The organism is Methanohalobium sp. (assembly GCF_046546175.1).
In the GTDB taxonomy this organism is placed as follows: Archaea; Halobacteriota; Methanosarcinia; order Methanosarcinales; family Methanosarcinaceae; genus Methanohalobium.
In genome coordinates, this window is sequence record NZ_JBKGYF010000005.1 from 1 (window position 1) to 20,407 (window position 20,407).

Annotated in this window: 13 protein-coding genes and 3 pseudogenes; 10 read left to right on the forward strand and 6 right to left on the reverse strand. The window is 39.7% G+C overall.

Features of this window, described 5'->3' with window-relative positions:
• From ACLFMM_RS01080 to ACLFMM_RS01120, 9 genes are all read left to right on the forward strand, one after another.
• Positions 1–1,796, forward strand: a 1,796-nt coding sequence (locus ACLFMM_RS01080) for a hydrogenase iron-sulfur subunit (protein WP_410806868.1), incomplete at its 5' end; no start/stop codon positions are given.
• Positions 1,777–3,144 carry a 4Fe-4S binding protein gene (locus tag ACLFMM_RS01085; RefSeq protein ID WP_410806869.1) on the forward strand — a complete coding sequence of 456 codons (1,368 nt, stop codon included), beginning with the start codon at positions 1,777–1,779 and terminating at the stop codon, positions 3,142–3,144. The genes ACLFMM_RS01080 and ACLFMM_RS01085, both read left to right, overlap by 20 nt.
• A gap of 54 nt (positions 3,145–3,198) precedes the next feature.
• Positions 3,199–5,100, forward strand: a complete 1,902-nt coding sequence (gatE, locus tag ACLFMM_RS01090) for a Glu-tRNA(Gln) amidotransferase subunit GatE (protein ID WP_410806870.1) — start codon at positions 3,199–3,201, stop codon at positions 5,098–5,100.
• A 173-nt stretch (positions 5,101–5,273) separates the two neighbouring features.
• Positions 5,274–5,582, forward strand: a complete 309-nt coding sequence (locus ACLFMM_RS01095; protein WP_410806871.1) for a hypothetical protein — start codon at positions 5,274–5,276, stop codon at positions 5,580–5,582.
• Positions 5,583–5,691: 109 nt separating this feature from the next.
• Positions 5,692–6,162 carry a TolB family protein gene (locus tag ACLFMM_RS01100; protein ID WP_410806872.1) on the forward strand — a complete coding sequence of 157 codons (471 nt, stop codon included), beginning with the start codon at positions 5,692–5,694 and terminating at the stop codon, positions 6,160–6,162.
• A 123-nt stretch (positions 6,163–6,285) separates the two neighbouring features.
• Positions 6,286–7,383, forward strand: a complete 1,098-nt coding sequence (carA, locus tag ACLFMM_RS01105; RefSeq protein ID WP_410806873.1) for a glutamine-hydrolyzing carbamoyl-phosphate synthase small subunit — start codon at positions 6,286–6,288, stop codon at positions 7,381–7,383.
• Positions 7,383–10,616, forward strand: coding sequence for a carbamoyl-phosphate synthase large subunit (gene carB / locus ACLFMM_RS01110; protein WP_410806874.1), 3,234 nt, complete (start codon positions 7,383–7,385; stop codon positions 10,614–10,616). The genes carA and carB overlap by 1 nt, the downstream gene beginning before the upstream one ends.
• Positions 10,582–11,805: an argininosuccinate synthase gene (locus tag ACLFMM_RS01115; protein ID WP_410806875.1), complete on the forward strand. Its 1,224-nt coding sequence runs from the start codon at positions 10,582–10,584 to the stop codon at positions 11,803–11,805. Before carB ends, ACLFMM_RS01115 begins: the two co-directional genes overlap by 35 nt.
• 37 nt (positions 11,806–11,842) lie before the next feature.
• Positions 11,843–12,421 (forward strand): diacylglycerol/polyprenol kinase family protein, encoded by a 579-nt coding sequence (locus ACLFMM_RS01120; protein ID WP_410806876.1) that lies wholly within the window; start codon positions 11,843–11,845, stop codon positions 12,419–12,421.
• Between the two features lie 112 nt (positions 12,422–12,533).
• On the opposite strand, the pseudogene ACLFMM_RS01125 reads toward ACLFMM_RS01120, so the two are convergent.
• A pseudogene (locus ACLFMM_RS01125) lies at positions 12,534–13,654 on the reverse strand (RNA-guided endonuclease InsQ/TnpB family protein); the annotation flags it as partial.
• 142 nt (positions 13,655–13,796) lie between these two features.
• Here ACLFMM_RS01125 and ACLFMM_RS01130 point away from each other — a divergent pair.
• Positions 13,797–16,448 (forward strand): cation-translocating P-type ATPase, encoded by a 2,652-nt coding sequence (locus ACLFMM_RS01130; protein ID WP_410806877.1) that lies wholly within the window; start codon positions 13,797–13,799, stop codon positions 16,446–16,448.
• 30 nt (positions 16,449–16,478) lie between these two features.
• Here the strand turns inward: ACLFMM_RS01130 and ACLFMM_RS01135 are convergent.
• The 5 genes and pseudogenes from ACLFMM_RS01135 to ACLFMM_RS01155 all read right to left on the reverse strand — a co-directional run bounded on the left by ACLFMM_RS01135 (position 16,479) and on the right by ACLFMM_RS01155 (position 20,324).
• Positions 16,479–17,240 (reverse strand): annotated as a pseudogene (locus ACLFMM_RS01135) (succinate dehydrogenase/fumarate reductase iron-sulfur subunit).
• A gap of 26 nt (positions 17,241–17,266) precedes the next feature.
• The gene (locus ACLFMM_RS01140) at positions 17,267–17,626 is read right to left on the reverse strand and encodes a hypothetical protein (RefSeq protein ID WP_410806878.1); all 360 of its coding nucleotides are present in this window, start codon (positions 17,624–17,626) and stop codon (positions 17,267–17,269) included.
• An 8-nt stretch (positions 17,627–17,634) separates the two neighbouring features.
• The gene (locus tag ACLFMM_RS01145; protein ID WP_410806903.1) at positions 17,635–18,273 is read right to left on the reverse strand and encodes an FAD-binding protein; all 639 of its coding nucleotides are present in this window, start codon (positions 18,271–18,273) and stop codon (positions 17,635–17,637) included.
• Positions 18,274–18,283: 10 nt separating this feature from the next.
• Positions 18,284–18,940: pseudogene (locus ACLFMM_RS01150) on the reverse strand (FAD-dependent oxidoreductase).
• 4 nt (positions 18,941–18,944) lie between these two features.
• Positions 18,945–20,324 carry a class II fumarate hydratase gene (locus tag ACLFMM_RS01155; RefSeq protein WP_410806879.1) on the reverse strand — a complete coding sequence of 460 codons (1,380 nt, stop codon included), beginning with the start codon at positions 20,322–20,324 and terminating at the stop codon, positions 18,945–18,947.
• Positions 20,325–20,407 lie beyond the last annotated feature (83 nt).

Here is a 20,407-nt window from a genome sequence, read left to right on the forward strand (position 1 = left end):
GTTCCATCTGTGTGCTTGCCCCAAAAATGACAGAGGTTGCCAATCATCCAAACATTGAACTTTACACAAATTCCGAAATAACTGAGATTAGCGGGTCAGTAGGAAATTTCACTGTAAAAGGATTAAAAATACCCAGATATGTTTCTGAAGATAAATGTAAAGGCTGTATTGAAGAATGTGCCGGTGTATGTCCTGTTGAAATATCCAATCCGTTTGATTATGGTATCGGGAAAATAAAGGCTATCAGCATACCGTTTCCTCAAGCTGTTCCCCAGTGCGCCTATATCAGTAACAAATACTGTGTAGGTTGCGGATTGTGCAAACAAGCATGTCCTGCCGATGCAATTGATTATGAACAGAAAGAGCAGGAATTTTCTTTTACTGTAGGTGCTGTCATCGTGGCTACCGGGTATAAGATATTTGATGCATCGCGTAAAGAAGAATACGGATATAGTAGATATCCCGATGTAATTACAAATATGGAATTGGAGCGCATGATAAATGCTTCAGGTCCTACTCATGGTAAAGTAATTGTTCCTTCAACCAAACAAATTCCTCAAAAAGTGGCTTTCATACATTGTGTAGGTTCAAGAGACGAAACTGTAGGAAATCCCTATTGTTCAAGGGTTTGCTGCATGTCGGCGATAAAAAATGCCCAACTGTTAAAGGAACGCTACCCTGATATGGATATTACACTTCATTATATTGATATAAGAGCATCCGGTGAAATGTATGAGGAATATTATACAAATGCCCAATCAATGGGGATTCATTTTGTAAGAGGAAAAGTTGCTGAGATACTGGAAGATAGTAGCGGCAAACCGGTACTAAGATACGAGGACACGCTTGAAAATAAAATACATGAAAAACCCTATGACATGGTAGTTCTCTCTGTCGGAATCGAGGCTAATAAAGACGATAAAATATCCAGTATGCTGAATCTGACAACCCGATCAGACGGTTTTTATACCGTGTCTCATCCTAAAATGCGTCCGGTTGAATCCAATATTGATGGAGTATTCATTGCAGGATGTGCTTCAGGCCCAAAAGAGATACAGATATCTATAGCACAGGGAAGTGCTGCGGCCTCCAAAACCATGCAGCTTTTAAACAAAGGGGAACTTGAAACCGACCCGATGAGCGCTTTTGTAGACTCAGACAAATGTACCGGCTGTGGTATCTGTCAGGATGTATGTAAATTCGGTAAAATTAAATTGCATGACCATAAAGCAGAGGTTGATGAAATATCCTGTCACGGATGCGGTTCATGCGGTGCTGCATGCCCTGAAGATGCCATATATATGCGAAACCAGACCGATGCACAGATACTTTCCCAGATAGATGCAGCTCTTGAGGTTAAAGACGAATATCCACTAATAATAAGTTTCCTGTGTAACTGGTGCAGTTATGCCTGTGCAGACCTTACGGGAACATCCCGTATTCAGTATCCAACAAATGTCAGAATCATCAGGGTAATGTGTGCAGGACGTGTTGACCCGGAATTCGTTCTCACAGCCTTTGAAAAAGGCGCAGACGGTGTCATGGTATCAGGCTGTCGTCTTGGAGAATGTCATTATGTATACGGAAACTACAATGCAAAGCAGAGAATGGATGTCTTAAAAGAAGTTCTGGAAGAAATAGGTATCAACCCGAATCGTCTAAAGATGGAATGGATATCTGCATCTGAATGTGACAGATTTGCAGAATCCATAGAAACTTTTGTTGATGAACTGGAAGAAATCGGTCCAATAGGTTCTGAAATCCTGGAGGCACCAAATGCAAAATACACAGGCTGAAGATAAAAACACAATGAATGAACATGAAGATGGTCCTGAAGAAGAAACCATCACAGTAACAAAGGATATAGATATCCAGGGTTCACATTTTATCTATAAACAATCAACCGAAAAATCCAGAAAAGAACTGGATTATGATTACAAAAGGTGTACTGGCTGTGGTCTTTGTGTTAAAATCTGTCCGACCGAAGCACTTGAATTGGGACCAATGCATGAAATCGCCACAGGTATGGATGCACCACCTGTTACAATGGATATTGAAAAATGTACATTCTGTGGTATGTGTGCAAAATTCTGTCCTGCAAACGCCTTCAAAATCGAAATCAAAGGAGAAGTACCTTCTGAAGAATTCTATCCCGGATTTGATTCCTATGTAAAAATCAATGATAAATGCCTTCCGTGTCTTCTCTGTGAATCTGCATGTCCTGAAGATGCCATCGAAGTAGAACTCAATATTCCAAAAAAAGAAGATATTGCCCCATTTGATGAAAATGCAATGGGTGAAATAGAATTAGATACTGAAAAGTGTAATCTCTGCGGACTTTGTGCACGGTTCTGTGATGCATTTATCATGCTTGAAAAGGAACCAACCCCTATAGACCCATCACCCTTTGAACAGTTGATGATAGATGAAGATGAATGTGATTACTGTATGCTCTGTCAGGATTTATGTCCTGAAGATGCCATAAAAGTAAAAGGAAAAAGACCCTGTGAACCACCTGCAATAGAAGGCGAAGTACATATCGATGAGGACAAATGTACACGATGCGGCTGGTGCAGAGAGGTCTGTCCCTATGATGCAGTAGAAATCAAAAAACCGTTTGAAGGTGAAATAATATTAAAAGAAAATAACATCAAACGTTGCGACCCTCATGGCTGTCAGGCATGTTTTAATGTATGTCCTTCACATCTTTGGTATGTCCCTGAAGACAAAAACATCGCAATAAAAGAGGATTACTGTATCTATTGCGGAGCATGTGAAAATGCATGTCCTGAAAATGTTATGAGTGTTAAACGTACAAAAGTACACCATACGAAAATTCCAGATGCTCCCTGGGCTTCCCAGTGGAGGGATGCCATTGAATCGATGGTTACATCAAAACGAAAACATCCAGATACATCACATACCCTTGAAGTCGAAAATGAACCACCGAAAGAACATGGAGAAATTGAGTTTCCAAAAATCGATGAATCACTTCTTAAATCTGTAAAAGAGTGTATCAAATCCGCAAAACCAGCACTTAAAAATATAAGTATAAGACGCAAGTGGGAAAGAGATTTACCTGAAGAGACCAGGAAAGAAGTTAGAAAGAAGTATAAAAACAATAAAGAAAGTAGTAGTAAATAATAATTCTAATGACCTTTGTAATCAGCAGGAAAATACTATGGTGTGATAATATTCATGAATGAAAAATTCGACTACAAAAAAATCGGGCTAAAATGCGGTCTTGAGATTCATCAGCAACTGGACACAAAAGAAAAATTATTCTGTAGATGTCCAACAACATTAAGAGATATTGAAGAGTCGAATTTGGAATTTTTCAGGTATATACGCCCAGCAGCAAGTGAAATGGGTGAAACGGATTTTGCTGCGCTTGAACAATCAAAACTTAACAGGAAATATATTTACAAAGCCTATGATTCCACATGTCTGGTTGAATATGATGAAGAACCACCAAACGAAATTGATAAAGAATCTCTCAATACATCACTTGCTATTGCAAAACTTCTGAATATGCAGCCAGTTGACCAGATGCATGTTATGCGGAAAATTGTAGTTGACGGTTCAAATACTACAGGATTCCAGAGAACTGCTTTGCTTGCCAGTGGCGGGTTTCTGGAAACTTCAAATGGTTATGTGGGTATGGACACGTTATGTCTTGAAGAAGAATCCGCACGTATAATAGAACAAAAAACTGATTCTACTGTTTATTCCCTTGACCGTCTGGGTATTCCACTTGTTGAAATTGCAACCGCACCTGATATTCATACACCTCAACAGGCAAGAGAAACAGCACAGTTAATAGGTATGCATCTAAGGTCAACAGGCAAAGTCAAACGCGGACTTGGTACCATCCGTCAGGATGTAAACATATCTATAACAAATGGAGAGCGTATTGAAATAAAAGGTGTGCAGTCACTGGACCAGATTGAATCAATTGTTGAAAATGAAGTCGAACGCCAGATTAATTTGATAAAAATACGGGAAGAACTCCAGCAAAAAAACGCATCAGTAATTGAAAAACCGTTTGATGTATCTGATGTCTTTGCAAATACACAATCAAAGATAATAAAGAACTCACTTAAAAAAGGAAAAGTTATTGCAGGTGTGTTATCGGGGTTTGCAGGTTTTATCGGAAAAGAAGTTCAGCCCGGAAGGCGTCTTGGTACAGAATTTTCAGACCTTGCGAAAACTTCCGGTGTTGGTGGAATCTTTCATACGGATGAACTTCCAAATTACGGCATAACTGAGGACGAACTCGAGTCCCTTTGTGAATATGTTGGTGCTGGGGAAAACGACGCTGTTGTACTGGTAGCTGACAATGAAAAACGCGCTTATAGTGCAATGGAAAGTGTTATCCAGCGTGCTAAAGAAACCCTTTATGGTGTTCCGGAAGAAACACGTAAAGCCCTGCCTGAAGGAAACACCTCATATATGAGACCCCTTCCGGGAGCTGCACGTATGTATCCTGAGACTGATGTTCCGCAGGTTGAAATATCAAGAGAATATTTTGATTCAATTGAAATGCCTGAACTGTTAAGTGAAAAAATAAAACGGTTCAGGGAAGAATTTGAATTGAATCAGGAACTTGCAGAAAAGGTAGTGCAGTCAAAGGAACTACCACTTTTTGAAGACATCATACAGACCTTTAAAAATAATCCTAACATAAACGCTACACTTTTAGCTCGAACCCTGACCGGTACTGTGCCAGAACTTCGAAGAGATGGTATAGATGTAGATAATATTACAGATGACCAATTCTTCCAGTTATTTGACCTTGTAGGCAGTGGTAAAGTTGCAAAAGAGGGAATCGAAAAAATATTACGCAAACTGGCAGACAGTCCAAGCATCAGTGCTGAAGATGCAGCATCAGAACTTGGTTTGACTGATATTGATTCATCAGAAATTGAAAATTTTGTAGAGAAAGTTATTAAGAACAGGCAGGATTTTGTGAAAGATAAAGGTGTCGATGCCGTCGGACCCCTTATGGGTGTTGTAATGGGAGAATACCGGGGCAAAGCTGACGGTAAACAGGTTAGCAGTATATTAAAACAAAAAATAGAGGAATACATGAATCAATAACAAAAAAGATTAAAATGTCTATCCCAGAAAATTATTATGTTTTTTTATTTGTTATCGTTTTGTTTACTATCCCTGTTGTAGATGGGGACGCTAATGCGGTAACAGAAAATACACAATTGATCCATGCCAGCAACCATGATTCACCCTCCTGAAGCCCTTATGGGGAAAAGATAGTGTATTCGTCCAATCAGGTAATCTGGATTATGAATTCAAGTGGTTCGGGCAAGGAAAAGGTCTATGACAGCATTGTCTGGGATGGTGAACCCTGTTTTAATCATAACTGGAGTTTAATCTATTTTGCATCAGAACATGTGGAGCCGTTTTCACCTGAATACATCAATATCCACAGAATAAATTCTGACGGAACCAGGAGAGTACAATTGACAAGTGATGCTAACCAGAGAGCACCAGACGTTAGCCCCCTGACGGCAGTTCTATTGTTTACATTTCAAAAATCTCCGGAAATTATGATGTCTGGATAATGGACCCGCATGGTTCAAATAACAGGAGACTTACTGAAAACCCTGAGAATGAAAAAACCCTTCATGGAATCCAGATGGTTCAAAAATCATCTATTCTTCAAATGGGGACTTGTGGTTAATAAACCGAAATGGTACAGATAAAAAACAGCTAACTAATGATGAATTTGATAATATCGATCCGGTGTTCAATCTTGATGGTGAATGGATAGCGTTTTCATCAAACCGAAACGGGAATTATGATATCTGGGTTATGAAACCCAGAAAGGGGAATTACATGGTACAGTTAACATCAACCAATTCAACACAGAAAAAACCATCATGGAGTCCGAATGGTGATAAATTGGTTTATACTTCAAATGAGGATGGAAATTACAACATCTGGTTGATAACACTGAATATCTCAAAACTTGAATCATCTGGTAATGAATTAGAAGATTCTACTGATACGTCAACTGATAGTGTATATAACCATGTCAAAAATGTCGTTACAAACAATTTCTTGACCGTGATGATTGCGGGAATTTCAGGGATGATAATTTTAATGATATTCTTTTTCAAACGCCTTGTTAACAATCTTTGAATCGAAGCAATCTATTAATTACTCAATCAAATATATATTGTATGAAATAATTAAGGTGTGGAAAATATATTTCCAGCACAATACTTATAGCCTATTTCCTACATTTAATGGCAGGTTCTAATGATGGATGCAGTAATAGGATTAGAAGACGGTACAATTGTAAAAGGCACTGGTATCGGAAGCGAAGGTGCAGTCAGTGGTGAGCTTGTTTTTACAACACTTTACACCGGGTACGAGGAGGCAATGACCGACCCCTCATATAAAGGTCAGATATTGATGTTTACCTACCCCTTAATCGGGAATTATGGTGTAAGCGGTGAAAATTTCCAGTCTGAGAATATCCAGACCGATGGAATTGTAGTCAGGGAGGCGTGCAGTAGCCCGTATCATCATAAATCTACAAGAAACTATAATCAATTGTTGCAGGATGAGGGGATACCGGGAATATCAGGAGTCGATACCCGTATGCTTACCATAAAAACAAGAGAATCGGGAGCAATGCGTGCAGCTCTTATAAATGGAAGTGATGACGGAGAAGAAGCGGTAAATCTAGCGCGCAAGCAACCCTATATATCAGATATTGATTTGATTTCCAAGGTTACCTGTCAGGAGCCGTACCATATAAAAAGTGAGAAATCAGTTTTTGGTAAATCAAAACATGCAGTTGTCATTGACCTTGGTTTAAAAAGAAATATTCTGTCAAGTCTCCTTGCACGCGGAATTGATGTTACTGTTGTTCCTGCGAACACATCTACATCAATGATTGAAGCCTATGAGCCAGATTTCATTTTCCTTACCAACGGACCGGGTGACCCGATGCATGCAAAAGGTGCAATATCAGCTGTAAATGAATTCGCTGGTAAACTACCGATAATCGGAATCTGTTTTGGAAACCAGATAATATCTCTTGCGCTGGGTGCAGATACCTATAAACTCAAATTCGGTCATAGAGGAGCCAATCAACCGGTTAAAGACCTGGAAACAGGTAAAGTGTATATTACATCCCAGAACCATGGATTCGCAGTAGATGGAGATTCTCTTGAAAGTACAGACCTTTCGGTTACACAGATTAATGCTAATGATAATACTGTTGAGGGTGTAGCCCATGAATATCTTGACATCTACAGTGTCCAGTACCATCCAGAAGCCAATCCGGGTCCGTGGGACACAGAAAAACTGTTTTTTGACAGGGTTGTCAGGACTGTTGGAGGTGATATATAATGCCAAAAAAGGACGATATCAAAAAAGTTCTGCTGATAGGTTCAGGTCCGATTACTATCGGACAGGCAGCTGAGTTTGATGTCTCCGGAAGTCAAGCATGCAGGGCATTAAGAGAAGAAGGGATTAAAGTTGTACTTGTAAACTCAAACCCTGCAACAATCATGACCGATCCGGAAATGGCAGATTCTGTGTATATAGAACCACTTGACCCCAGAGTTGTTGAGAAAATTGTGGAAAGAGAGCGTCCAGATGGAATCATAGCAGGTCTTGGTGGACAAACTGGACTGAATGTCACAAGTGAACTATCAGACCTCGGAACACTTGAAAAATATAATGTAAAATTACTGGGAACTCCTCTTGATGCTATAACCAATACTGAAGACAGGGAACTTTTCAAACAGAAGATGGAAAATATTGGTGAGAAAGTTCCACAGAGCAAAGCAATCTCTTCACTGAAAGAAGCAGAAGAAATGATTGATGAACTTGGACTGCCATTGATTGTCAGACCAGCCTATACACTGGGTGGTGCTGGAGGAGGAATTGCCCACACCAGAGAACAGCTTCTTGAAATTGTTGAGAGGGGACTCAGAAGAAGCCGAATCCATCAGGTACTGGTTGAAGAGAGTGTACTCGGATGGAAGGAATTTGAATATGAAGTCATGCGAGATTCAAAGGATACATGTGTCGTCATCTGTAACATGGAAAACATCGACCCAATGGGAATTCATACAGGTGAATCCATTGTAGTAACACCATCCCAGACACTTAGCGATGAAGAGCACCAAATGCTTCGTACCTCTGCAATAAATATCATCCGCTCTTTTGGAATTGAAGGCGGCTGTAATATTCAGTTTGCAGTTAAAGACGGAGATTACAGAGTGGTTGAAGTAAATCCGCGTGTTTCACGTTCTTCTGCACTTGCATCAAAAGCAACTGGTTATCCGATTGCAAGAGTTACCGCAAAGATTGCCATAGGTATGACACTTGATGAGATACCAAATGATGTTACCAAAAAGACTCCTGCATCCTTTGAGCCTACTATTGATTACATTGTCACAAAAATACCAAGATGGCCGTTTGATAAATTTGTAACAGCCGATAAGACACTTTCAACATCCATGAAGAGTACCGGTGAAGTAATGGCTATAGGACGAACTATTGAAGAGTCGATGCTGAAAGCCATCCGGTCTCTTGATATAGATATGAAACTTGGAGAGGGTACATGGGATGAAAACGAAATTATCACACTGTTAAAAACCCCCACAAGCAACCGGTTGTTTGTCATATTCCATGCTCTAAGGTACGGATTTACTGTAGACGCCATCAACCAGTTTACAGGAATCAGTAATTTCTTCCTCTGGAAAATCAAAAACATTGTAGACATGGAAAAATCACTGCAAGGATATGCAGAATCTGATAATCTACCTATTGTTTCCTTGTGTGAAGCAAAACGCCTGGGTATTACCGATTCAAGGATTGCAGAACTGACAGGAAAAACTGAAGAGCAAATAGGTGATTACAGAAGGAACAATCAAATCACAACCACCTATAAGATGGTGGATACCTGTGCCGCAGAATTCGCTGCTGTTACTCCCTATTATTATTCATCCTATGAGTCCATGTGTGAATCCAATCCCACAGATAATAAAAAGATACTGATTCTTGGTTCAGGTCCTATCCGTATCGGTCAGGGTATTGAATTCGATTACTGTACTGTGCATGCGGTGTCTGCTATCAGTGAAGAACATATTGAATCACATATAATCAATAATAACCCTGAAACTGTATCAACAGATTATGATACCTCTGATAAACTGTTCTTTGAACCATTGACACTGGAAGATGTGATGAATGTCATAGAAAAGGAACAACCTGATGGTGTGCTGGTTCAGTTCGGTGGTCAAACTTCTGTAAATCTTTCTCTCCCACTGCAGTATGAACTCGAACGCAGAAAAGATTTAAAAACAAAAATCATGGGGACATCTCCCGAAAAAATCGATATTGCAGAAGACCGTGACAAGTTTTATACCCTTATGAAAGAACTCGGCATCAACCAACCAGATGGTAGATATGCTCTTTCACAGGAAGAAGCAATAAACTTTGCAGCAGAAATCGGTTATCCTGTACTTGTAAGACCTTCATATGTTCTCGGTGGAAGAGCGATGGAAATTGTCTATGACAAGGAAGAACTAAAAAGATATCTCAGAGAAGCGGTCTGTGTATCAAAGGATAACCCGATTTTAATCGATGATTTCCTTGAAGGCGCAGTTGAAGTCGATGTTGATGCAGTCAGTGATGGAGAAAATGTACTCATTGGTGCAATAATGGAACATATCGAAGAAGCGGGTGTACATTCAGGGGACTCAGCATGTGTTATCCCTCCACAGAGCCTTTCAGAAGAGACACTTGAAACTGTCCGTGACTACACCCGTAAAATTGCACTGGCACTTGATGTCAAAGGATTAATAAATATACAGATGGCAAAAAGGGACGGTGAAGTATATGTCCTTGAAGCAAATCCACGGTCCAGCAGGACAATTCCATTTGTTTCAAAAGCAGTTGGTATACCTCTTGCAAAAATAGCTGCACAGGTTATAATGGGTCACAAACTGAAAGACCTTGGATACGCACTGGAAAAAGAACCAGATGTTAAACATGTTTCTGTGAAGGAAGTTGTCCTTCCTTTTGATAAGCTGCCCGGTGTTGACCCTGTCCTCGGTCCTGAGATGAAAAGTACAGGAGAAGTTATGGGTGTAGATTACAACTTCGGATGTGCCTTTTTCAAAGCCCAGTTAAGTGCAGATAACCTGTTACCACAGACAGGAAAGGTGTTCCTTTCCATTCGTGATGATGATAAGGAAAAAATAGTAAATGTTGCCCACAAGATGCAGAATGCAGGTATCGAACTCATGGGAACCCAAGGAACCGCCAATTACCTGGCAGACCATGGTATAATTGTGGAATCCGTCAAGAAGGTACATGATGGGAGCCCAAATGTTATCGATATGATGAGAAGGGATGAAGTCTCGTTAATCATCAATACACCCACAAGCAAGCAATCCAGAAAAGACGGTTACCAGATACGCAGAGCAGCAGTGGACTTCAAGGTACCCTATATAACAACCATCCAGGCAGCAATTGCAGCAGCAGATGCCATTGAAGCAATGAGGAACAACGACATTACTATAAAATCGATTAATGAATACCATAAAGAGGTTGAACAAGGTCGATAACATGCCAGAGCCAAAAAAAGTAGTGTTAGCGTATTCCGGAGGACTTGATACATCGGTATGTATCCCTCTGTTGAAAGAAGAATACGGCTATGATGAAGTAATAACAGTTGCAGTAGATGTAGGACAGCCTGAAGATGAAATTAAAGAAGCTGATGAAAAAGCTGAAAAAATTAGTGACAAACATTATACAATCGATGCCAAAGAAGAGTTTGTACACAATTACATCTTTCCACTTATCAAAGCAAACGGTGACTATGAAGGATACGTCATGGGTACATCAGTTGCACGTCCGCTAATTGCTAAAAAAGTTGTAGAAGTCGCTGAGAAGGAAGGGGCAGTTGCACTTGCTCACGGATGCACCGGCAAAGGCAATGACCAGCTTCGTTTTGAAGCGGTATTCAGACTTACCGACCTTGATGTTATAGCACCCATGAGAGACATGAACCTCACCCGAGAATGGGAAATCGAATACGCTAAAAAACACGGAATCCCGGTTTCTGTTACCACTGGTGAGCCCTGGAGCATAGATGAAAATATATGGAGCCGGAGTATTGAAGGTGGTGAACTTGAAGACCCATCATGTGCACCACCACAGGAAATATACGACTGGACTGAATCACCAGACGATGCCCCTGAAGCACAGGCAATGGTCATCGGATTCGAAAATGGAGTTCCTGTATCCCTTGACGGTAAACAGATGGATGGGGTTAAACTTATACAAAAACTAAACCAAACCGCAGGTTCCCACGGAATCGGCAGAACTGATATGATTGAAGACCGTGTTCTTGGTTTAAAAGCCAGAGAAAATTATGAACACCCTGCAGCAACAGTGCTTTTAACAGCTCATCAGGACCTGGAAAAACTAATACTTACCCGATCAGAACTCAAATTCAAAGCTATGGTGGATGCTCAGTGGTCTGAACTTGCCTATTATGGGCTTGTAGATGAGCCGTTATATACAGATCTCAATGAGTTCATTGATAAAACACAGGAGCGTATGACAGGGAAAGTAACGGTAAAACTGCATAAAGGTAATGTCAGTGTACTGGCACGCAGTTCACCATATGCACTGTATTCAGAAGAGTTTGTATCCTTTGATAGTAAAACTATAAACCAGAAGGACGCTGAAGGTTTTGCTAAATATTATGGATTCCAGGCACGTCTGTTCAAAAAGTTTGTAGAGAGATAAATATTCCTCTCATATTTATTTTTAAAACCACAATCTAATGGTTAACAGAAAACTTCTGAAAGAATATTTAAGAAAAGCATTTCATCTGATATCTGTATTCATTATCGTCATCTATGCATATCTGGGAAAACAGATAATCCTTGCAATTTTACTTGTATCCCTAGTTTTTTTTCTTTTACTTGAATATATCCGGCTTGAAAAATCTGTCAAACTTCCGTTCCTGCATGTACTTTATCGTGACAGCGAAAAAAACAGGCTCGGTGGACATGTTTTTCTGACCATAGGTGCTATCATATCCATTGCGATATTCAGCAAACAGGTGGCTTTTGCCTGTATTCTGATGACAACCCTAGGGGATTTAAGTGCTGCAATAGTTGGTAAAACAGTTGGAAATATAAAAGTGCCGTTTAACGATAAATCACTGGAAGGATGCACTGCTGAATTTCTGGTTGATCTGGTTATAGGTTATGCTTTTCTTGGTAACTGGATGATTGCCGTTATAATGGCAGTTGTTGCCACTGTCGTCGAAACTGTTGCTGTTAAAATCGATGATAATTTAATGATACCTCTGTTTTCCGGAATAATCGGAGAGATTTTGTTGTTTTTAATGATTTGAATCTGTGGGTGAACTACCACTTGGCTAAATACCAAGTGGCTTCAGAAGGAGTTTACTCCAAAGAGTCTTACTCTTTAAATCAAAGATTTAAAGATATTTGTAAATTTTCAATTTACAAAGTCCTTCCTGGATGGTTCACACACCCACTATCGGCTATCCCTTTGAAGAAAAGGGAATCGCCGAGTACCCTTCTCAATATTTTCAATGCTCCATTAACATCGGCATTGAGCAATTTACCAGTAGAGGACTGGAACAATCCTCTCTTGACTCTTTTACCCATGTATTTTTGGTGTTTTTCAATGGGTTCTAATGCAAGAGCATCGGTTTTACTGGTATATGCCTCATCAACTTCTAGGCAATTGATACCGTAGTATCCACATTTTGACCGAAGTTTCTGTTTGAATTTGCCAAAGGGTATAGTCTGAAAGGTCTGGTTATTCTTTTTACCCATATTGGAGCTCTGTTTGATGTCTTCCAGTTCTCCGATTATTATGTTGCCGATTTTTTCATCTATACAGTGTTTAACGATATAGTTAACACTCTGATTCATGAAATCGTTGAGTTTGTTCTTCCCTTTCTCGAACAACCAGTTCAGTTTCTGACCCGATTTTATACCCTGTTTATCATATACAGACTGCAATCCGCTTTTGACTTTGTTCCACCAACGGTTATAAGATTTCAAGCCCCTGACTTCTATTATGAAAGCAGTCCCATTGGTATCTACACAGGTTGCAAAATTGTTTACTCTGTTTTATTTCCCAAATCTATGGACAGATGTTTATTGTAGTCTACATCGACTTTTTCACCGATATCCCTGTAAACATACTCTATCTCAAACCACTGTCCGTTATACTTCGGGATTATCCTTACTTCTTTTATATGTTTACCGATTATGTTTTCAGGTAACTTGAAGTACAGGAATCTAATACCATAATTCTTATAGAAATCCCTACCCATAGACAACCAGATATTATTATCATCGATTTTGAACATATCTTTTGGATAAATACATACAAATTTATCGTCTTTTGGTAGATATTCAGGCTTTTTTACAGGTCGGTTGTAGTTACCCTTTTTTCTCTCACCCAAAATCCTGAAAAACGATTTCATATTCCTATCCACTACCTTCATGGTCTGCTGTGCGACCTGTGAAGGCATCATCCTGTAATTCTCACTGTCTTTTACCAGATGATAAGCGGATTCATGGTTGAGGTACTCTGCATTCTCAAAATAGGAATGTTAGCAAAGAGATTGTAACAGAATACATACGGAATCAGGGGTGATTTGACGCTTACATCCCTGATGCTAAAAACACCAGGGTTTTACGCTTTGTTTATAAAAACTTATTAGTATTTATAAAGCGATTTTACTATTTATGAGTGGGGATACCAAATGGTACCAGTTGGACAACGATAAAGTATTCGAAAAACTGGGAAGCGGGAGAGAAGGTCTCAAGCAGGAAGAAGCAGAAAAAAGACTCTCTACTGATGGGTATAATGAAGTAAAAGCAAAAAAGAAACATAGCCCTATCTACAAGTTTTTAAAACAGTTCGCCAGTCCACTTATATATATTCTATTAGCTGCAGCTATAATTACATTTTTTCTGGATAAATTAATCGATACTGCTGTCATATTAAGCGTAGTTATTGCCAATTCCATAATTGGTTACATCCAAGAAAGCAAAGCTGAGCATGCTCTTGAATCATTGTCCAAAATGCTGGTACCTGAAGCTACTGTACTCAGGAACGGTCAGAGAAATGTGATTCCCAGCAAGGAACTTGTTGTAGGGGATGTGGTTATTCTAGAAGCAGGAAACAGAATACCTGCTGATATTCGACTTTTTTATGTGAAAAATTTAAGAGTGGATGAGTCCCCATTGACCGGTGAATCTGTTCCTGTTGAAAAGAAAACCGAAGTTATAGATGATGATAAAATCCCACTTGGTGACCAGAAAAATCTGTCATTTGCAGGAACATTTGTAAGTGAGGGATTGGCACACGGTATAGTGGTAGCAACTGGTGAAGATACAGAAATCGGTAAGATCTCAGAGTCGATAAGAGAAAGTGAGGATATATCTACACCACTAGTCAGAAAAATCGCAAAATTTGGAATTTATCTCTCAATAGCAATAATTGCAGTATCAGTATTTGTCTTTTTTGTAGGTATATTACGAGGATTCAATGCAGTGGATACATTTCTTGCGGCAGTCAGTCTTGCAGTTGCTGCGATTCCCGAAGGTTTGCCTGCAACCATTACCATATCCTTTGCAATCGGTATTAAAGCCATGGCATCACGTAATGCTATTATCAGAAGCCTTCCCGCAGTGGAAACACTGGGATCTGCTACTGTCATTTGTTCGGATAAAACAGGAACTTTGACCAAGAATCAAATGACTGTCACTGATATTTATACAGCTACAGGTAAAAATTACAATGTCAGCGGTACTGGATATTCTCCTGAAGGTGATTTCATCCTTGATAACGAAACTGTAGACCCAGAAACTGACCCTGTATTATTAGAAACATTGAAAACCGGTTTTTTGTGCAATGATGCATCATTTAAGGATGGAAATATTGTTGGTGAGCCTACTGAAGGTGCTTTATTGATATCTGCTCTCAAAGCTGGTAATTTCCACATGCCAAGGTTGGATATAATTCCCTTTGAATCAGAAAAACGTATCATGGCAACTTTGAACCAGGATTCAGAGGAAAATAAAATAATCTATGTCAAGGGATCACCTGAAAAAATAATAGAATTGTCACAACATAAATTCGATGGAGAAAACGAGGTAGACATAGATGTAGATGCGCTGGCAGAGATAAAAAAGAGTTCTGAAGAGATGGCGTCCAAAGGATTACGGGTAATTGGAATGGCATATCTCAAAGTAGAAAAGGACAAGGAACGCATTGACTATTCCGACCTCAGTGACCTGGTATTCTTGGGATTGCAGGGAATGATAGACCCACCCAGAGAGGAAGTAAAAGATTCTATTCAACAATGCAAGACTGCTGGTATAAGAGTTATCATGATCACCGGAGATCATACACTTACAGCTTATTCCATAGCCCGTCAACTTGGCATAGAAACTGAAAAAGCAATCCCCGGCAATACAATTGATGATCTGACAGACGTACAGTTAAAAGAAACACTAAAAACAGTATCAGTTTTTGCAAGGACATCTCCTGAGCACAAATCAAGGATTGTAAAACTTCTAAAATCGGATGGAGAAATTGTAGCTGTAACAGGCGATGGAATCAATGATGCTCCTGCCTTAAAGAATTCTGATATCGGTATCGCCATGGGTGTATCAGGCACAGAAGTCGCACGCGAAGCTTCTGATATGGTTCTTGTAGATGATAATTTTGCATCTATAGTGGCATCAGTAGAAGAAGGACGTGATGTATACAACAAGATTCAGAAACTCATTATCTGGATGTTACCTACAAACGGGGGTCAGGCACTTACTGTTGTATCAGCCATACTGCTTGGTGTTACGCTGCCACTGCTTCCACTGCATATTCTCTGGATAAACACTATAACCACTATCGGACTTGGTGTGACAATATCATCAGAACCACGGGCAAAAGGTCTGCTAAACAAACCCCCTAGACCTACGGATGAACCTATCTTGATACCATTCATAAAAAAGAGAATAGGATTTGTATCTATATTAATGGTTTCTGCTGCATTCTTTTTATTTGCTGTAGAAATAAATACAGGTGGAGAGTTAGCCGCTGCACGCACTGCAGCACTGAATACTATTGTTTTTATACAGATATCCTATCTGTTCAATATTAAATCCCTTTATGACCATGTCTTTGATGCTTTGCTCTCCAACAGATACATGCTTATAGGAATTGCAGGAGTAATCGGGCTTCAGATGTTGTTGACCTATCATCCGTTCATGAACCTGATATTTGATACAGCTCCGCTTGGATTGTACAACTGGTTGTGGATTGTTGTTATGGCGGTTCTAGTATTTTTCATTATAGAATTTGAAAAGTATATTTATAAAAGGTTAAGGTAAAAATTCCAAATAAAAGGATTATTTCGTAATTCATCTCTTATTTTTTTCAGAGATTTGTTTACGCATTTCTTTAATGGCTTTGGTTGGAGGAACCTTTTTGGGACAGACTGCTACACATTTATAAACCACATCACATCCCCACACCCCAGAGGGAGAATCCACTATATCCAGTCTCTGATGTTTATTTTCTTCTGGTTCTCTTGGGTCCAACTGGTACCTCCAAGCTCTAGCAAGTCCGGATGGACTTAAATATTTTTCATCACTGGAAGCTGCGGGACAAATTCCATGACATACTGCACAAAGGATGCAGTTGGTGTATTTTTCCAGTTTTTTTTGAGTTGGTGGGCTTATCCTGTGCTCTTCAGTAGATTTATCACCTGCTGTTATCTAGGGTTGTACAGAATCTACAAGGTCATAGAAATGATCCATATCCACAACAAGATCCCTTATCACTTCTAAATTTGGTAAAGGTTCAATCAATATCTCATTGTTGGTATCTTTTCTGGAAACGGGTGCAGTGAGTAATTTTCCAGGTTTCATACCGGATATATCTTCTTTTTTCACATCTTTAACCAGTTTTTTGCAGGCAAGTCTTGGTACCTTGTTTATAAGCATGGCACAGCTACCACAGACTGCTCCCCTACAGGCGAACCTGAAACATAGGCTTCCGTCCTGTTTTTCCTGGATATCAAATAGCGCCTCCAAAACATTCATTCCAGGTTTTTCATCTACCTGGAAAGTTTCATACCAGGTTTTATTATCATCCTGACGTTTGATTTTTAAATTAACCATCTTTTCTACTCTGTTTTATTTCCCAGTTAATATTCCCTTTTTTCTGAATGAAACTTTGTTATCGTAACATCTTTGTATTCCAGTCTGGGACCTTTTGATGTGTGATAAGCAAGTGTATGTTTAAACCAATTAGCATCATCTCGTTTTGTGAAGTCAGTCCTATAATGAGCACCTCTGCTTTCCTGTCTTGTCAATGCGCCCGATGCTATAACATGTGCAATATCAACCATACCTTTAAGTTCGATAGCATCCAAAAGTTCCAAATTAAAAGACCTGACTCTGCTTTTCACACCGATATTGTACGCTTTATCCTGCAGGTTTTTGATTTTTTCAATTGCTTGCTCCAGAATTTTCTGATTTCTGAATATTCCAACATTATCCTGCATGACATCCCTTAATTCATTTCTAACATCAGCAAATTTTCACATGTTCCTCCCATCATATCAGATATTGATTTTTTCTCATTTTTTAGTTCTTTCAAGAGTTTGTCATCACCTAGAGTTTCAATATTTGCAACTGACCCTGCAGTGTGCCGACCAGCTCTTCTACCAAATACAAGAGTATCAAGCAGTGAATTGCCACCAAGCCGGTTTGCACCATGAACACTTATACATGCACATTCACCTACTGCATATAACCCATCTAGAGGAGTTTTTCCGTTTATGTCAGACGAAACCCCACCCATGGAGTAGTGCTGACCGGGCTGTACAGGAATTGGTTCTTTAGTGGGATCTATTCCTGCAAAATCCATTGAAATTTCACTTATACCGCTCAAACTGTCCTTTATCAACGACGGATTCAAATGTGTAATATCAAGATGAACATATCCACCGGGGAATCCTCTTCCTTCATCGATTTCAGTCTGGATAGACCTTGCAACAATATCTCTTGGAGCTAGTTCCATGGATTCTGGAGCATGTCTATCTATGAAGCGCTCATGGTTCCTATTATAAAGATATCCTCCTTCTCCCCGGACACTTTCAGTAATCAGTATATTGGAATCCCATAATATAGTGGATGAAATTGTACGAATTCCATATCCTTTATAGGCACACCTGCTCGTAAGCCAGACCTATACCAAATCCTCTATTGATAATCGAATTTGTGGAACGCCTGTAGATTCTTCCGTATCCACCTGTTGCAAGAACTGTTATCTTTGCCTTAAAAGCTACAGGTTTTGAATTAAACAGGTTAACTGCCACAAAACCTGTGCATCTATTATCATCTATCACCAATCTGGTTACCATCCATTCCTGATAAACTTTGATTCCGGCTCTTAGAACCTGTTCATGCAGTGTGTGCAGTAGATTGTGCCCGATTCTATCACCGGCGTAGCATGTTCTTGGAAAACCGGCACCTCCAAAGGGTCGTTGAGCTATTTTACCATCTTAAGTTCTTGAAAAAGATGTCCCCCAGTTTTCCATCTCAAGCACTATCTCAGGTGCATCTTTACATAATATTTCCACTGCATCCTGATCAGCTAAATAATCGCTACCCTTTACAGTATCCCATGCATGAGCTTCCTAGCTGTCATCATACCCCAACGAAGCATTGATACCTCCCTGTGCAGCCACAGAATGACTGCGTATAGGAGGAACTTTGGAAACTACCGCTACATCGGCACCATTATTATGAGCTTCAAGAGCAGTTCTAAGCCCTGAAAGACCTCCCCCGATTACAATAATATCAAGATATTTCATATCTCTACCCTGTCATTTTTAAAAGGTCAAGTAATTCATCAACTTCGTTTTCGGCAAATAATTTTTCATCAAGTATTACCTGCCGTATGGTCTTGTTTTCATCGTAAGCCTGGTAAGCAATCTCAGCAGCTTTTTCATATCCGATTTTTGGAGCCAATGCAGTTGCCAGCGACAGGCTGGACTCAGCCAAATTTTCACAGTGTTTTTTATTTGCAGTAATACTCTTTAGACACCGGTTATTAAAAGATTCCAGACCTCCTGACATAATCTGTATTGAATTGAGTAAATTGTGCGCCAGAACAGGAGTAAAAACATTCAAATCCAGCTGTCCAGATTGGGATGCCATCATTACTGCTGTATCGTTACCCAAAACCTGAAAACATACCATATTAAGCATTTCAGCCATCACAGGATTTACTTTACCGGGCATTATAGATGAACCGGGCTGGACCACAGGAAGTTGGATTTCTCCCAGACCTGTTCTGGGACCACTGGAAAATAACCGCAGGTCATTTGCTATTTTTATCAGGCTGACTGCCAGTCCACGCAGGGTAGAGGATACTTCCAGTATAGCTTCTGCACTCTGTGTAGCTTCAAAATAATTATTTGTCAATCTGAAATTCAGTCCAGTAACCCGGTTTACTTCTTCTACTGCAATTGTTCCAAAACCTTCTGGAGCATTCAATCCTGTTCCCACAGCAGTACCACCCATATTCAATTCTGCCAACCCGTCCAATGCATTATATAAGCGCTCAGTTCCCATCCCCAGCATTCTGGAATAACCACTGAATTCCTGTCCCAGTGTAATAGGTACAGCATCCTGAAGGTGAGTTCTGCTGGGTTTTACAACATCATTGAATTCACCGGATTTTGACTCAAAAGTACTGTAGAGTTCTTTGAGAACAGGAATTAAATTATTATTGATTGATTCCGTTGCTGCTATATGGATAGCTGTGTGTGATGTGTCATTGGATGACTGGGACATATTAACATGGTCGTTGGGATGGATTATTTCGTATTTACCTTTTGAATATCCCATAATCTCCAGTGCGCGGTTTGCAATAACTTCGTTTGCGTTCATATTCTGGGATGTGCCTGCTCCTGACTGGAACGCATCCACTACAAATTGGTTATTGAATTTCCCATCTCTAACCTCTGATGCAGCAGACATTATTGCTTTCCCAATCTCAGAATCCAGTTTACCGGTTTGGATATTGGCTTTTGCAGATGCCCATTTAATCGCAGCCTGTGCTCTGATAAATTCAGCAGGTAACCGATGGTTACTCACTCTGAAATTGTTCACAGCACGTGCAGTCTGTGGTCCGTAATAGACATCATCCGGGACTTCCACATACCCCCGCGTGTCCCTCTCTATACGTACCATAATTACACCACAAAAATCAAACTCCTGTATTAACAAATCCTGGATTTGTTCCTTAAATATTAATAACACTACTAATTAAATTT